The organism is Metasolibacillus fluoroglycofenilyticus, assembly GCF_003049645.1.
GTDB lineage: Bacteria > Bacillota > Bacilli > Bacillales_A > Planococcaceae > Metasolibacillus > Metasolibacillus fluoroglycofenilyticus.
Map to the genome: position 1 here is coordinate 42,829 of NZ_PYWK01000001.1, position 15,151 is coordinate 57,979.

The 15,151-nt window shown below is 38.3% G+C and carries 13 protein-coding genes; 11 read left to right on the forward strand and 2 right to left on the reverse strand.

Going from position 1 to position 15,151, the window contains the following annotated elements; translation table 11 throughout:
- Nucleotides 1-22 precede the first annotated feature (22 nt).
- The 11 genes from C9J36_RS00235 to C9J36_RS00285 all read left to right on the forward strand — a co-directional run bounded on the left by C9J36_RS00235 (nt 23) and on the right by C9J36_RS00285 (nt 12,532).
- A complete protein-coding gene (locus C9J36_RS00235; protein WP_107941789.1) occupies nt 23-1,381 on the forward strand; it encodes an FAD-dependent oxidoreductase in 1,359 nt (452 codons plus the stop codon).
- Between the two features lie 328 nt (nt 1,382-1,709).
- Nucleotides 1,710-2,795: a sugar ABC transporter substrate-binding protein gene (locus tag C9J36_RS00240; RefSeq protein WP_066170620.1), complete on the forward strand. Its 1,086-nt coding sequence runs from the start codon at nt 1,710-1,712 to the stop codon at nt 2,793-2,795.
- A gap of 115 nt (nt 2,796-2,910) precedes the next feature.
- On the forward strand, nt 2,911-4,434 hold the full coding sequence (locus C9J36_RS00245; RefSeq protein WP_235615985.1) for a sugar ABC transporter ATP-binding protein: 1,524 nt from the start codon (nt 2,911-2,913) through the stop codon (nt 4,432-4,434).
- Nucleotides 4,421-5,395, forward strand: coding sequence for an ABC transporter permease (locus C9J36_RS00250; protein ID WP_235615986.1), 975 nt, complete (start codon nt 4,421-4,423; stop codon nt 5,393-5,395). Before C9J36_RS00245 ends, C9J36_RS00250 begins: the two co-directional genes overlap by 14 nt.
- 12 nt (nt 5,396-5,407) lie before the next feature.
- On the forward strand, nt 5,408-6,601 hold the full coding sequence (gene mtnK, locus C9J36_RS00255) for an S-methyl-5-thioribose kinase (protein WP_066170611.1): 1,194 nt from the start codon (nt 5,408-5,410) through the stop codon (nt 6,599-6,601).
- Nucleotides 6,601-7,635 (forward strand): S-methyl-5-thioribose-1-phosphate isomerase, encoded by a 1,035-nt coding sequence (gene mtnA, locus C9J36_RS00260; RefSeq protein ID WP_107941790.1) that lies wholly within the window; start codon nt 6,601-6,603, stop codon nt 7,633-7,635. The genes mtnK and mtnA overlap by 1 nt, the downstream gene beginning before the upstream one ends.
- 26 nt (nt 7,636-7,661) lie before the next feature.
- A complete protein-coding gene (locus tag C9J36_RS00265) occupies nt 7,662-8,453 on the forward strand; it encodes a DeoR/GlpR family DNA-binding transcription regulator (protein WP_066170605.1) in 792 nt (263 codons plus the stop codon).
- A 12-nt stretch (nt 8,454-8,465) separates the two neighbouring features.
- Nucleotides 8,466-9,131: an L-fuculose-phosphate aldolase gene (locus tag C9J36_RS00270; protein ID WP_066170600.1), complete on the forward strand. Its 666-nt coding sequence runs from the start codon at nt 8,466-8,468 to the stop codon at nt 9,129-9,131.
- Nucleotides 9,132-9,568: 437 nt separating this feature from the next.
- A complete protein-coding gene (locus tag C9J36_RS00275) occupies nt 9,569-10,336 on the forward strand; it encodes an ABC transporter ATP-binding protein (protein WP_107941794.1) in 768 nt (255 codons plus the stop codon).
- On the forward strand, nt 10,323-12,179 hold the full coding sequence (locus C9J36_RS00280; protein WP_107941796.1) for an ABC transporter permease: 1,857 nt from the start codon (nt 10,323-10,325) through the stop codon (nt 12,177-12,179). Before C9J36_RS00275 ends, C9J36_RS00280 begins: the two co-directional genes overlap by 14 nt.
- Complete coding sequence (locus C9J36_RS00285; protein WP_107941798.1) at nt 12,176-12,532, forward strand: YxeA family protein; 357 nt, start codon at nt 12,176-12,178, stop codon at nt 12,530-12,532. Before C9J36_RS00280 ends, C9J36_RS00285 begins: the two co-directional genes overlap by 4 nt.
- Before the next feature lie 326 nt (nt 12,533-12,858).
- On the opposite strand, the gene C9J36_RS00290 is transcribed toward C9J36_RS00285, so the two are convergent.
- Both C9J36_RS00290 and C9J36_RS00295 read right to left on the reverse strand, forming a co-directional pair.
- Nucleotides 12,859-14,226, reverse strand: a complete 1,368-nt coding sequence (locus tag C9J36_RS00290) for a sensor histidine kinase (RefSeq protein ID WP_107941799.1) — start codon at nt 14,224-14,226, stop codon at nt 12,859-12,861.
- Between the two features lie 12 nt (nt 14,227-14,238).
- The gene (locus C9J36_RS00295) at nt 14,239-14,931 is read right to left on the reverse strand and encodes a response regulator transcription factor (RefSeq protein WP_066170587.1); all 693 of its coding nucleotides are present in this window, start codon (nt 14,929-14,931) and stop codon (nt 14,239-14,241) included.
- Nucleotides 14,932-15,151: the final 220 nt, after the last annotated feature.

Consider the following 15,151-nt stretch of genomic DNA (forward strand, 5'->3'; position numbering starts at 1 on the left):
TGGGGTAAAGGGAGTGATTGCGATGAAGTATGTTATTGTTGGTGGGGATGCTGCGGGAATGAGTGCGGCGATGGAAATTTTGCGCAATGTCGATGATGCAGAAATTACAACACTTGAGCGTGGAGAAATTTATTCATACGGACAATGTGGGCTACCGTATGTAATTGACGGGCGCATTTCTTCACCAAATAATTTAATTGCACGCTCGGCATTGGAGTTCCGAAAGCGTGGTATTGATGCGCGTATTCAGCATGAGGTGCAGGAAATTGATTTTGAGGCTCAGATTGTGAAGGGGCTGTACCGGGATGAAGCTTTTGCTGTACCGTATGATAAATTGTTAATTGCTACGGGTGCTAGCCCAACGATGCCTAATTGGGAAGGGACACATTTAGCCAATATTCATACAGTGAAAACAATTCCTCAAATGAATGAATTATTGGAAAGCTTACAGCACACCCGTCATGTTACTGTGCTAGGGGCGGGCTACATTGCGCTTGAAGTAGTAGAAGCATTGAGGTCACGCGATTTACAAGTGCGCTTAATTCATCGAGGGAAGCAGCTTATGTCATTGATTGATGAGCAGTTGGCTGAGCATGTGCTTGCTGAGGCACAAAAGTATAATGTAGAAGTACTATTGAACGAGCAAGTAACTGGCTTTACAGGGACTGAGGCAGTTGAAGCTGTCGTGACAGAGCAGGGAAGCTATCCGACAGACCTTGTCATTGTCGCAACAGGTGTCAAGCCAAATACAGAACTTGCTGCTAAGCTTGAGCGTTGGGATAACGGGGCCATTATCGTAAATGAATATATGCAAACATCATTACCAAATGTTTATGCTGCGGGCGATTGTGTGGCACATTTCAATTATATCAAAGGTGATTATGATTATGTGGCGCTAGGCACAACAGCAAATAAGCAAGGGCGCATTGCGGGGCTTAATATGGCTGGTAAGGTAAGCCGCTTCAGGGGTGTGGCAGGTACGGCCATTTTAAAGTTCTTTGATTTAGCAATCGGCATGACTGGCATTACATCAAACGATGCAGACAAGCTTGATATAGCATATGATGTGTATACCCATACAGCAAACCATATCGCTGGTTATTACCCTAATGTGCAGCCTATTCATTTACGCATGGTTGTGCAAAAAAATACACAAAAGTTATTAGGCTTGCAGGCAGTCGGTGCAGGCGTAGATAAGCGCATCGATGTTTTTGCAACAGCATTAGCGGCAGGTATGACTTTGCCAGATTTATTGGATATAGATTTTTCCTACTCCCCACCATTTAATGGTGTATGGGACCCGTTGCTTCAAATTGCAAAGAGGGTGCCAGGCACACAAACAATTCTCACACAATTTAATGGAGGGGCGTCTGAAAAGTGACTTTGGGTCACGTCCCTCTCTTGCGATGGGGGATTGCAGGAGCATGTATAGGTATTACTATAAGTAAAGCTGTTCAGAAAATATTGTATTTTCTGGATGGCTTTTTTATTTTGCTAATATATTGTCTAAAATTAAAATTGTTAATTAGTAAACAAAAATAGGTATAAAATTGTGTAAATTAACATGAAAAATAATTTATATGAAAAAAAATAACGTTATTAAGAAAAAAAATAACATTTTATGATTGACTTTTGAATATTCAGATAATATTATTGCTATAAGCTTTAAAGCTTACAAAAGGGATTTTATAAGACTAAGGGGGATTTTAATGAAAAGGTTTACATTTTTTATGATGATGTTATTAACGGGAATATTGTTAGTTGCATGTGGTAGCGATGATGGTAAATCATCCAAAGGAGATGCAGTGATTGAGGGTGTGCCTGAAGGGGTGCAGGGTGTGAAAATTGCGGTATTAAGAAACTTAGCGTCTGATGATCATACGAAGCAGTTTTTAGATGGGGCTCGTAAAGAGGGCGAAGCTTTAGGTTTTAAAGTAGATACGCATATTGTTGAAAATAATGATGCGAAATTCCAAGAGTTAGTGTCGCAAATTACAATGCAAGACTATGACGGAATTATTATTTCGCATGGTAAAGAGGACTATTCTTACGACATGATAAAACCAGCCGTGGAGAAAGGGATAAAAGTAACACTATTTGATACGGTTGCGTTAAAAGATGGCAAAGGTCATGAAGGAGTAACAGCAACTTTTCAAGATGATTATGAATTAGCTCGATTGTCATTACAAGAAATTGCTGAATTAAAAGAAGAGCCTGTAAAAGTAATTAAACTATGGTTTGGCGGTCTATCACCTTTAGATCGTCGTCAAGAAGTTTATAAAGAATTTGAAGATAAAAATGAAATTGTAACGCTCGAAACAATTGGACCAACAAATTTCCAAGATGTACAAGGAGATATTGCCGCTAAAGTGAATGCCATTTTAGCAAAATATCCACCGGGAACAGTGGATGCCGTCTGGGGGTCATGGGACGAATTAGCAAAAGGAGCATACAAATCATTAGTTGATAATAAACGTAGCGACATCAAATTAATTTCCATTGATGTATCGAACCAAGATATTAATTTGATGAAGGAAGACGGTAGTCAATGGATTTCTACAGCAGCAGTAGACCCTGCATTAATCGGTAAAATGAATATGAGAATTATGGCGAAAAAGCTGGCTGGCGAAGATACACCAGAGGAATATAATTTATCCGCAAATTTAATTAAACAAAGTGAGTTAAAGGATGACACTACGATGTTCAATTTAGCGGACATTATTAACGGTTGGGGCGAATCGTCTGATTTTGAGGAAGATTGGATGGAGAAATTGCGTGAACACTACTCTAAATAGCTTAATTAATAGCTAATTAGTAGCTCGCGGCACATTTTTTAGCGTGAAAATTATAAATTAAAACGCCTTTACACTAATAAGGCGTTCTTTCTTTAAATGAGAAAGGAGGGTACAAATGGAAAGTACGACTATTATAGAAATGAAAGGAATTTCAATCGAATTTCCTGGAGTTAAGGCGCTAAACAACGTTAATTTCAAGCTAGAATCGGGTACAATCCATGCAGTCATAGGAGCTAATGGTGCAGGCAAATCAACGCTAATGAAAATATTATCTGGTGCATATCCACATTATACTGGCGAAATTTTTATTAATAATCACAATGTGTCAATTGAAGATACAAAAAAATCAAAGGAGCTAGGCATAGATATTGTTTATCAAGAAGTAGACACGGCGTTAATCCCGTATTTAACAGTGGCAGAAAATATTATGCTCGATAATCTCGTCTTTAGTAAAAAATCGCTAATAAAATGGCAAGCAATCAAATCGCAAGCGAAAGACGTATTAAAGCGTATGGGCATCAGCATGGATATTGATAAAAAGGTACAGGATATTTCATTAGCTGAGAAGCAAATGATACTTATTGCAAGAGCGCTTATCCATGAAAGAAAGTTTTTAATATTAGATGAGCCAACTGCCCCATTAAGTCAGGCAGAGACAGATAAATTATTTTCCATTGTACGTGATTTAGTGAAAAATCATCATTTAGGCATTGTATTTATTTCACATCGAATTCCTGAGCTTTTCAGTATTTGTGAAAAAATCACAATTATGAAGGATGGAGAAATTGTTAACGAAAGCCAAATTGCTGAAATCAGTCCTGCGAAGGTTATTGAATATATGCTAGGAAAGTCCTTCGATTTAGTACATCATAAGCAATTGAAAAATAAAGGGGATGCAATTTTAAAGATAACGAACTTAGTAGACGATTCAGGTCTAGTTAATGATGTCACATTTACTGTTGATAAACATGAAATAGTTGGGATAGTAGGGCTTGTTGGTGCAGGGAAAACGGAGCTTTGTAAGGCAATATTTGGTATGTCACATTTAAAGTATGGAACGATTGAGTTGGCTGGGAAACTGGTCAAGAATATATCACCTTATAATGCAGTAAAAAATAAATTTGGTCTAATTCCTGAAGAAAGAAGAAAAGAAGGGATTTTTGTAGAAGAGCCAATTTATAAAAATTTATCAATGGCGAACTTAGAATTTTTCGCAGGCTTTGCCAAATTTATAAACCGCCAAAAAGAACTAAGTGCCGCTAGAGAAATGATTAAAAAAATTGGTGCTAAAACACCGAATGAATATCAAAAAGTAGCTAATTTATCTGGGGGAAATCAGCAGAAAATTGCGATTGGCAAATGGCTTATGACAGATGCAGAGGTATTAATGTTTGATGAGCCTACGAAAGGTGTAGATGTCGGTGCAAAAGGCGACATTTTTAATCTAATTGATGAGCTAGCGATTGCAGGGAAAGGGATAATTTACGCCACAAGTGAACTAAATGAGGCGTTATTAATCACAGACCGTATTTACGTTATGTATGATGGCAAGATAGTTAAGGAGCTTATTACGAGTGAAACATCCGAGGATGAAATAATGTACTATGCAACCGGGGGTGATAGTTATGCAGGGGCTTAAAAATCTCCAATCTATAAAATTTATGAAAGATTGGGCAATTGTAATTGCGGTTATATTATTAATCATCATTTTTACTATATCGATTCCAACGTTTATGCAGACGGCAAATATCCTGAACATATTAAGAAGTATTTCAATCGTTACGATTATTGCAATCGGATTAACGATATCGCTTTCTGTTAATGGTTTCGACTTATCTATCGGCTCTACTGCGACATTAGCGAGCTCAGTAGTCGTTTCGATGTTTGTATGGTTTAGTATGCCAACAGGCGTTTCTATTTTAGTGGCATTGTTAGCTGTTTTATGTGTTGCATTATTCAATGCTTTTTTAATTGTGAAAATAAAGATTCCTGATTTATTCGCGACGTTAGCAACGATGTTTATTGTTGAAGGGGTTGCAATGACTTATACTGGCGGCGGTTCAATTTCTGTAGGGATGCCTCGATTAGACGGTACACCAACAGAGGGGAGTATTTCTTCCTTTTTCCTAACATTGAGTAAAACGCCATGGATTATCCTCATTATGCTATGTGTTGTGATTGTTGTGCATTTGTTTTTAACATATACGAAGCATGGACGCTTTTTGTATGCTGTCGGTGGGAATGAAGAGGCAGCAAAATTGTCGGGCATTCCTGTCAATCGTTATAAGATGATAGCTTATATTTTTTCAGCACTATTAGCGGGTATAGGTGGTCTATTATTAGCATCACAAATAGGCTCCTCTCAAATTAACGCGGGAGCAGGTTATTTAATGCCAGCAGTTGCAGCCGCTTTTATTGGTCAATCCTTTGCAGGACATGGCAAGCCGAATGCTATCGGTACCTTATTTGGCGCTGCGCTTGTTGGTATTTTGGAAAATGGGTTAGTGATGTTGTCGGTACCGTATTATTCATTAAATATTATAAAAGGGCTTGTATTAGCTTTGGCTTTAGCATCCACATATTACAGTAGAAAAAAATAAGGGGTGGCTGTGATGTATTCAGCGTATTTTTTAATGAGCGATGAAGATGTAAAAAAATATGTTCAAGCAAAGATTAAAGACTTTTCAGGGGAACTACAATGTAGGGAAATTGGAGACGGTAATTTAAACTATGTATTTAGAGTAACGAATGAAGCGGGTGCCTCAGTTATTGTCAAACAGGCAGGACCTCAAGCGAGGATATCTGAAAGCTTTGTACTTTCGACAGACCGAAATCGTATTGAAACAGAGGCATTAATGCTAGAAGCTGAATACACACCAGATTTAGTGCCTAAAGTTTTGTTGTTCGACCAAACGATGAGCTGCTGTGTAATGGAAGATTTAAAGGATTTTGAAATTATGAGAAAGGATTTGATGGCATTTCATACATTCAATCATTTCTCGGAAAATATTTCGACGTTTATGGCTGAAAACTTAATTCGTACAACGGATTTTTTAATGAATCCTGTAAAGAAAAAGCAGCTACAAAAGCAATTTATTAATCCTGAGCTTTGTGAGATTACGGAGCATCTCGTTTATACAGAGCCATATATTGATTTTAAAAAGCAAAATATGCTAACAGAGGGTAATGAGGAATTCATTCAAGACTTTGTATATAACGATAAAGAAATGCATCTGAAAGTTGCGAAGCTAAAGCAACAATTTTTAACACAGGGTCAGGCTTTACTTCATGGTGATTTACATACGGGCTCTATATTTATTAATCAAAAGACTTTAAAAGTTATTGACCCGGAGTTTGCCTTCTATGGTCCTATTGGCTACGATGTTGGGAACTTAGTAGCAAATTTAACATTTTCTTGGCTGAGAGCACTTGCCTTTAACGAAGTAGATTACGGAAATTGGGTAGAGAATGTATTAGTAGAGACAATGGAAAAATTCGAGTTAAAAGCAAGGGCGATATTACAAGAGTCGATAGAACAGTTCGCCATTTATGAGGAAGTTGTAGAGGGGTTTTTATCCTCTATTTTACGGGATACATTTGCCATTGCAGGACTAGAAATAAATCGTCGAATCATTGGCTTAGCAAAAGTAGCAGATATTACAACAATTGAAGATAAAGAAGCACGTATTTTAGCTGAACGAAGAGGTTTATCCATTGCGAAGGAATGTATAAAAAATGATGCTATTTCTAGCATTTCTAAATATCTTCAGTTGCTACTTAAATATAAAGGTGAGGTGTTGATATAATGGAACTTAAGACAATAGAATGGAAAGATGATAAATTAATACTTCTAGACCAAACAGCATTGCCTAACGATGTCAGCTATGTAGAGATTACTACTGCTGAAGATGTTTGGAACGCTATCCATTCCATGATTGTACGCGGTGCACCAGCCATCGGTGTAACGGCTGCTTATGGGGCTTATATTGCTATTCAGCATTTAAAAGGCTCAGTGGAGGAAGCAAAGATAGTGTTAAAGGAACAGCTTGATTACTTAGCAACATCTAGACCGACTGCTGTTAATTTGTTTTGGGCGCTTGAGCGTATGGGGAAGGTAGCAGAGCTGTTTTTAGGAAGTGATTTGGACGAGTTTAAAGAGTGCATGCTTGAGGAAGCGATAGCTGTTCATATGGAGGATGTTAATATTAACCGAAATATTGGAGAGCATTTATTAACTTTATTAGACGATGGTCAAGGTGTTTTAACACATTGTAACGCTGGTGCATTAGCAACAACAAAATATGGCACTGCGACATCACCGTTTTATTTAGCAAAAGAAAAAGGAATGAGCTTAAAAGTTTTTGCAGATGAAACACGGCCTCGATTTCAAGGAGCCATGCTTACTTCTTTTGAGCTTTACCACGCTGGAGTTGATGTAACATTAATTACGGATAATATGGCTGCAACAGTAATGGCGCAAAATAAAGTGCAGGCTGTTATTGTTGGCTGCGATCGTGTTGCGGCAAACGGCGATGTAGCTAATAAAATAGGTACACTGGGGGTAGCAATTTTGGCAAAGCATTATGGTATACCATTTTATGTCGCTACACCTACACCTACGATTGACTTAAATTGTGCAACTGGTGCAGAGATTCCAATCGAAGAGCGAAATAAGGATGAGGTGCTAAAGCCGACAGGGCAATATATTGCACCACCAGAAGTAAAAGTTTATAACCCTGCTTTTGATGTGACGCCTGCTCATTTAATTACAGCAATTGTTACAGAGAAAGGAATTATTCATAGCCCAAATGAGGAGAAATTAAGGGCGGTTTTTAACTAATATTAGTAAAGAATAGGATGACACGCATGGTAAATTCATTACAACATCGACGAAATGAGATTAGTAAATTAGTGAATCAAAAAAACTACGTTGAAATATCGGATTTGAGCAACCGCTTTAATGTTTCTGAGATGACAATAAGAAGAGATCTAGAAAAGATGGAGAATGAAGGGTTATTAATTCGCGTTTTAGGGGGAGCAAAGCCCATTCAAAAATCATTTGTAGAGGACAACTTAAATTTGCGTGCATCTGAAAACCTTTTATCTAAGCAAGTTATAGCACGAGAAGCAGTTAAACTAATTGAAGACGGCGATGTAATTGGCTTTGATGCGAGTACATCTGCTGCTGAGGTAGCAAAATTAGTTAAGGATTTTAAAAATATCACAGTTGTTACAAATAATATTACGATAGCATTAGATTTGATTAGTAGTGAAATAACAACGATTTTACTGGGGGGATATGTGCGCCCAAATTCAATCTCAACGATGGGTACATCCCTAAAAAAGTATATGGAATCCATTAATATAGATAAAATGTTTGTGTCTGCCCGCGGATTAACATTGCAGGAGGGTTTGACAGATTCTACGATTGATGAGGGTGAGGCGAAACAGGCGATGATTCATAAATCAAATCAGATCATTGCCCTCGTTGACCATAGCAAGATTGGTGTCAAAAAACTGTTTCAAGTTATACCTTCAGATGAAATTAATACAATTATCGTTAGTGATTGCGATTGTTTTACAGGAGAGCAAAAAGAAGTAATTGATGAATTTAAAAAGAATCATACCGATTTTCGACTTGTAAAAAATGATGAATAAGGGGTTGTTCATTTGAGACTACTTGATGAACGAAAAAAAATCGTCCAACACTGTCAATTACTTTTGAAAAGTGGACTGACAAAAGGCACTGGTGGCAATATAAGTATTTATGTTCCTTCTGAAAACTGTGTAGTGATTAGCCCAAGTGGCGTACCATATGATTCTATGGAGCCAGAGGATGTTGTGCTGATTGATCTAGATGGGAATAAAATAGAAGGTAATTATAAACCTTCGAGCGAGTGGGCTATGCACACAGCTGTGTACAAACAAAAGCCAGAAATGCAGGCAGTCGTTCATACGCATTCTGTATTTGCTAAAACACTCTCTTGTTTACGTGAAGATTTACCAGCCGTATCTTATTTAGTTGCTGTTGCGGGAAAAAAGGTGTCATGTGCCCAATATGCAAGCTTTGGTACACAGGAGCTTGCTGACAATGCATTAACTGCGATGGGAGATTCTAAAGCCGTTTTATTAGCAAATCATGGACTACTCGCAGCGGGAGAAACGATTGAGGAAGCATTTAATATTGCCGAGGAGATTGAGCTTTGTGCTGAAGTATATATTCGTGCTAGAGGAATAGGAAAGCCGGTTATTTTAGATGATGATGAGATGGAGTATATGTTGGAACGCTTTAAAACATACGGTGCCAGGCACACAAACAATTCTCACACAATTTAATGAAAAAAGGATTGCCCTGCGCAGGAGGCAATCCTTTTTTGATTTTTCAATTTTGCCTTAGCGTAATAAACTTTGGATTTTTTCGGATTCACTCGAAAAAACCTTTGAAGTTCGCGGGAGGCTGGTCTTTTTAATTAGCAGGATTCCTACTAATTAAAGAGAATTGAGGGTGTTTTCTCATGTCCAAATGGTTGACTGCAATTGTATTTAAAATAGCGAGGCGATGCTATTTTGCGGAATATAAATACAAATGCAGGTGATTGGAACAGTTATAGCATAGCGCATTTTTATGCAAAATGGTGGTTTTTCATCAAACCTTAAATGAAATGTAATGTTATTGTAGCATTATTACAAAATTAAGGTTGCTGTAAGCTTCGCACAATTTTACCGTAAGGAGCGCCTGCTAAAGTAGAAGTATCAAGATGGAGGTGCGAAGGATGAAACCTGTTTTACAAGTTGAAAATATAACAAAGGCATATGGCAAGGGTGCTAATCTATATAAAGCATTAAATGGTGTAAGCTTCAAAGTGCATAAAGGAGAGTTTGTTGGTGTGATGGGACCGTCTGGTGCAGGGAAATCGACTTTACTAAATGTTATTGCAACAATTGATAGCGCGACGACGGGTAAAATTGTCATTGATGAGACGAATATTGCCAATATGAAGGATGAGCAGCTTGCAGACTTTAGACGAGACCATTTAGGCTTTATTTTTCAGGATTACAACTTACTTGATTCGTTAACAGTGCGTGAAAATATTGTATTACCTTTAGCAATCGCAAAAAGACCTGCATCAGAAATAAATGAACGCGTAGAAAAAATTGCGAAATTGTTCGGCATCGAGGGACTGCTTGCTAAGTATCCGTATCAAATTTCAGGTGGACAAAAGCAGCGTACAGCCTCAGCACGTGCACTCGTAACAGAGCCAAAGCTATTGTTTGCGGATGAGCCAACAGGGGCCTTAGATTCCAAATCAGCAACGGATTTACTGGAAAGTCTCAGTGATTTGAATGCGAAGCAGCAGTCAACAATTTTAATGGTGACGCATGATGCTTATGCAGCTAGCTTCTGTCAGCGCATTCTTTTTATACAGGACGGTCAGCTATCGAAGGAAATTTTTCGTGGTCAAGCAACGCGTAAGCAATTTTTCCAAACAATTTTACAGGAGCTTACAGTGATTGGCGGTGACGTAAATGACGTTATTTGATTTAGCATTGAAAAATATGCGCCGCAATATGAGAAGTTATGCATTGTATTTTGGCTCTGTATTGTTCAGTATTGTCATTTATTTTACATTTGTTACATTGAAATATAGCGATGATATTAGTGCTTTAGCAGATTCGTCTTTGAAGGTGCAAGGTATTATGAGTGCGTCCTCAGTTGTTTTATTAATTTTTGTAGCGATGTTCATTATTTATGCCAATTCCTTTTTTATAAAAAAGCGCAAAAAAGAAATAGGGCTGTATTCCCTGCTAGGTGTGCGCAAAAAGCAAATCGGTTTTCTATTATTTTTTGAAAATATCGTGCTTGGCATATTATCACTAGCGATTGGAATTATGCTTGGCTTTCTATTATCCAAAGGTTTATTAACGATATTAGTTCGTTTGATGGGGCTGGATGCAGTAGCGAGCTTCACACTATCAAGTGAAGCGATGCTTAATACGACAGTTGTTTTTATGATTGTTTTCTTATTTATATCATTACAAGGCTATCGCGTAATTTATCAGTTTAAATTAATTGAATTATTTTATGCAGATAAAAAAGGTGAAAGCTTACCGCGGGCAAAATGGTTGGCAACGATTGCGGGAATTACCTTGCTAATATTCGGTTACTGGTTAGCATTGCAGGATTTAATGACATCGAAAATGTGGGCAATGCTCGGTATAGCAACACCGATTGTTATTATTATAGCAACGGTTGCAGGAACGTATTTATTATTTCATAGCGTCCTCGTCTTCGTCCTCACAAAGTTAAAAAATAATGAGCGCTGGGCATGGCGCGGGCTAAATTTATTAAGTGTTTCGCAGCTTTTGTATCGTATTCGAGGCAACGCGAAAACCTTGACAACAATCGCAGTATTAAGTGCTACGACGATTACGGCTGGCGGTGCAGTATATGGACTGTATTACAATACGGGCGAGCAGACGCAGCATTATTTACCGAACACGTTTATGTGGGAGGGGGAGGCGGCTCGTATTTCTTCACAGGATGTTGTTTACGATGAAACGATTAATGCCAAGCAGTCAGAGCTAGACATTGCAGGAGTTACCTATCGCTATACATTTATCGATAATGACACGTACAACAAGCTAGCGAAGCTGCAAAAGCGCGAACAGTTAACTGTTCACAACGGGGAAGCCATTATGCTAGACCCATATTATGATGAACGCTTTTCAACAAACTTTACTGGACAACAATTAACTATCGGGAAAGTAGCAGTAAAGGTCAAGAGCTTCCGAACAGAAAGTATTTTGAATGCCGACATAGTTGCACAGGTAATTGTGGTATCTGCAAGGGATTATCAAGCATTAGAAGTTAATGACAGCGTCTACCAATTAATCGGTATGAGCGATGAAAAAAAACAAGTAGTAACTTCTAATGACCTACAGCAACAATTAGGCGATAGCTATTTATCAAGCTTCCCAGCTAGCTATAAAGCGTCAATGGAAAGTTTAGGCTCATTATTATTTGTTGGTAGTTTTTTAGGTCTTGTATTTTTAGTTGCAACAGGCAGTATTATTTACTTTAAAATAATGACGGAAGCAGAGGAAGACCGCGGTAAATATGAAATCTTGCATAAAATTGGTGTCGGTCATAAAGAGATGAGCAAAACCATCCGCATGCAAATCGGCTTTATCTTTGCAGCACCATTAATAATGGGGATCTTGCATAGCGCTTTCGCTTTGAGTGCATTTTCAGGATTAATGGGCGCAAATATTATTGTGCCAGTCATTATATGGATCGGTGTTTATGTGGGGATTTACGCAGTGATTGGGTGCCAGGCACACAAACAATTTTCACACAATTTACAGTGGAGGCAAATAAAATGAAAAAAGTATTTATTGCATTAGCATCGTTGATTATCGTTGTGATTGCAGGTCTTGTTGTAATTGCGACGGTTGATTTTAATCGTTTAGGGAAAGAGGCTGTATATGTGCAAATTACTGGAGATGGAGAGGTTGAGAAGTTTACAACAGCAAGTGGCGAAGTGATGGCGACATATTGGTATAAGCAGGCTGCCTATAAGGAAAATGGCGGGGTTGTTGAGGTGGAGTTTTCAGCAAACAAAAATTTACGGCATGATGCTTATTTAAAGCTTTATGTAAAGAGCGGTAAAGAGGTGACATCTTATGATGAAATATCGTATGATAAGCTACCTGAGAAAGTGAAGGAGAAATTTTGACATTTTTCAGTAGAGGTCTTCAACCTCTATAGATGGTGAGATGAATGTCTTGATTAGGTAGGCTCATTTCAGTGAGTGTCCAAACACTCACCGATAATGGGGGATTCAGTCTAGGTTCATCGTATCTGGTGGTAACGACTGAGTAATCAACATCGTGTTGGCACAAGTCACCTGCGGATGTCACAGATTTTGAAGAGGAGTTTTCGAGCAAGCTCGAAAAAATTTGGATGCAATTATGCGGAGGTGTGATTTATTTAGGTAATTGTTTTGGGGATGAAAAATAGCAGACGGGGAATGGGGCAGAAAATTGCTTTTCGCCCCATTCACTACAGCCTCACAACCACAGTTGTGCCAACATCAATCTTACTTGTTACAATGACCTCTCCACCATGAACTTGGATAATGTCGCGGGCAATTGCCATACCTAGCCCAGTGCCTTTAATATTTTCCGTATTTGTACCACGATAATAGCGCTCGAATATTTGTGGTAAATCCGCCTCTGCAATTCCTTTGCCTTGGTCGCGAATAATGATGGTAGCTGGTTCCTCGACAGAAATTTCTAACGCTACTTGTGCATCATTATGCACGAGGGCATTATAAATAAAGTTTAACAATGCACGTTTCATCAAATGGCTATCGATGCTTTTCATAAGTCGCTCGGTTTGTGCTTCAAATGAAATATTATGCTCGCTAAACGATGGATCATTCAAGACATCGATAACAAGCTCGCGTACAAAGGAAACGATATTTGTTTCCACAAGCTGCAATGGCATTTGCTGCTGGCGAAGCCGCATTGTTAATGTGAAGTCATCTAGTAGTTCACGCATATAAACTGATTTTTTTTCAATAATTTCTGCGTAATCTGCTTTTTCCTTTGGTGAAATATCGTCTTGCAGTAGTTCGGCGTAGCCTTGGATTGAGGCAAGCGGCGTTTTCATATCATGCGAAACATTGCTAATCCATTCATTGCGCATCAGCTCTAGTTTATGGCGCTCCTCCTCTTGTAGCTTCAGACTCTCGGCGACATCATCTAAATTTTGAAAAACCGAACGATAAATGCCTTGGTTTTGCATATTGGCAACAGAAAAATTGCGGCTTTTCAACTTTCGAATGCGCTCAATCATGCCATAAATCGGCTTTGTCAGAAATGAACTGAAGATAAAGCCAATAATTGCAGCAATAACAAGGTCGATGATAATAATAATAAGAGCAACCTGTGCTACAAATTGGGAGATGGAGCTTGTATTTGAGGTGAAAACAATTTTCGTCAAACTGCTATCTTCAATACCAACTAAATACATAATGCCATCATGCTCTGTGACAAATATAGACGTATTATTTTCGTCGCGATATTTATAAGCATGTATTAACTCAACAGGTGTGTAATGCTGAGGCGCTGTAGGCGGTGCTAATACTTCAGCAATCACATGACCATTATCATCTAAAAATTGCAGCCACGCATTGCGCTGTTGTAGTGCAGCAACCCCTTCGTCTGAAATTTGAGGTGTGCCATCGACTTCCGAAATGTAACGTGCAAGTGTACGTGTAAAATCTGTTGGTGAAGGATGGATTTCCTCGCTTGCATTATTGTAAATAAAAAATGCCACAATTGAAATCATACCGTTTATTAAAATAACGCAAAATACTGTACATATAATGGCAGTTAAAAAGCGACCTGTTATTTTCCATCTCATAAACGCTTCTCCTTATTTCGCCTTAAAGCGATAGCCTAAACCTTTAACAGTCGTAATATAGATTGGGCTAGATGGGTTGTCCTCAATTTTTTCTCGCAGGCGACGAATATGCACCATTAATGTATTGTCTGCTCCAAAAAATTCTTCCCCCCATACTTGCTCAAATAATGTTTCCTTACTCAAAATACGATTTGGATTGCGTAAAAAGCAAGCCATTAAGCCAACTTCCTTAGCCGTTAAATCAAGTACAGTTCCAGCCTTGTATACTTCAGTTTCATCCGTATTAATGGTGAAAGGACCGACACTAGTTGTTGGTGCTTCAGCTTGTGTCTGGTAGCCTGCGCGACGCAACTGTGCCTTGACGCGATATGCAACTTCCTTTGGGCTAAATGGCTTTGTAATATAATCATCTCCGCCAATTGCAAGTCCGAGAAGTTTATCAATTTCATCTGATTTCGCAGATAAAAATAAAATAGGTATATGCGATACCTCACGCATTTTTTTACATAAATCATAGCCTTCTCCATCAGGGAGCATAATATCGACTAATGCAATACTCGGTGAATGTTGCTCAAACATATTCCAGCCTTCTTTGACAGAGCTTGCAGTAATAATATTTGAAAAGCCTTCCTTTTGTAGGGTAGTTGTTAGCAAACTCCGTAAATCAGCCTCATCATCTATAATTAAAATGCATGGTTGTTCCATACAAACACCTCTTTCAGCAATCCATTTCTTCTTTTAGTATAGGTGATAATGATAGGGAAGTGAATTTTTAGTATTACTATATTATTGGAAGAGTTAAATGAGGGATGCCAAAAAAGCCGTGCATAGACGGCTTTTTGGACGCTGTTGGGTGTGCTTTTTCAAAGAATTCGCCAGAGGGTTATTTGAAAACAAGAGAAACACCGAGCTTTACAGCTTACTT

Bases quoted from the DNA above. Each gene is read 5' to 3' on its own strand.
- C9J36_RS00290 (WP_107941799.1), bottom strand. From the start codon at position 14,226: ATGAGATGGAAAATAACAGGTCGCTTTTTAACTGCCATTATATGTACA.
- C9J36_RS00250 (WP_235615986.1), top strand. From the start codon at position 4,421: ATGCAGGGGCTTAAAAATCTCCAATCTATAAAATTTATGAAAGATTGG.
- C9J36_RS00285 (WP_107941798.1), top strand. From the start codon at position 12,176: ATGAAAAAAGTATTTATTGCATTAGCATCGTTGATTATCGTTGTGATT.
- C9J36_RS00275 (WP_107941794.1), top strand. From the start codon at position 9,569: ATGAAACCTGTTTTACAAGTTGAAAATATAACAAAGGCATATGGCAAG.
- C9J36_RS00265 (WP_066170605.1), top strand. From the start codon at position 7,662: ATGGTAAATTCATTACAACATCGACGAAATGAGATTAGTAAATTAGTG.
- mtnK (WP_066170611.1), top strand. From the start codon at position 5,408: ATGTATTCAGCGTATTTTTTAATGAGCGATGAAGATGTAAAAAAATAT.
- C9J36_RS00235 (WP_107941789.1), top strand. From the start codon at position 23: ATGAAGTATGTTATTGTTGGTGGGGATGCTGCGGGAATGAGTGCGGCG.
- mtnA (WP_107941790.1), top strand. From the start codon at position 6,601: ATGGAACTTAAGACAATAGAATGGAAAGATGATAAATTAATACTTCTA.
- C9J36_RS00240 (WP_066170620.1), top strand. From the start codon at position 1,710: ATGAAAAGGTTTACATTTTTTATGATGATGTTATTAACGGGAATATTG.
- C9J36_RS00295 (WP_066170587.1), bottom strand. From the start codon at position 14,931: ATGGAACAACCATGCATTTTAATTATAGATGATGAGGCTGATTTACGG.
- C9J36_RS00280 (WP_107941796.1), top strand. From the start codon at position 10,323: ATGACGTTATTTGATTTAGCATTGAAAAATATGCGCCGCAATATGAGA.
- C9J36_RS00245 (WP_235615985.1), top strand. From the start codon at position 2,911: ATGGAAAGTACGACTATTATAGAAATGAAAGGAATTTCAATCGAATTT.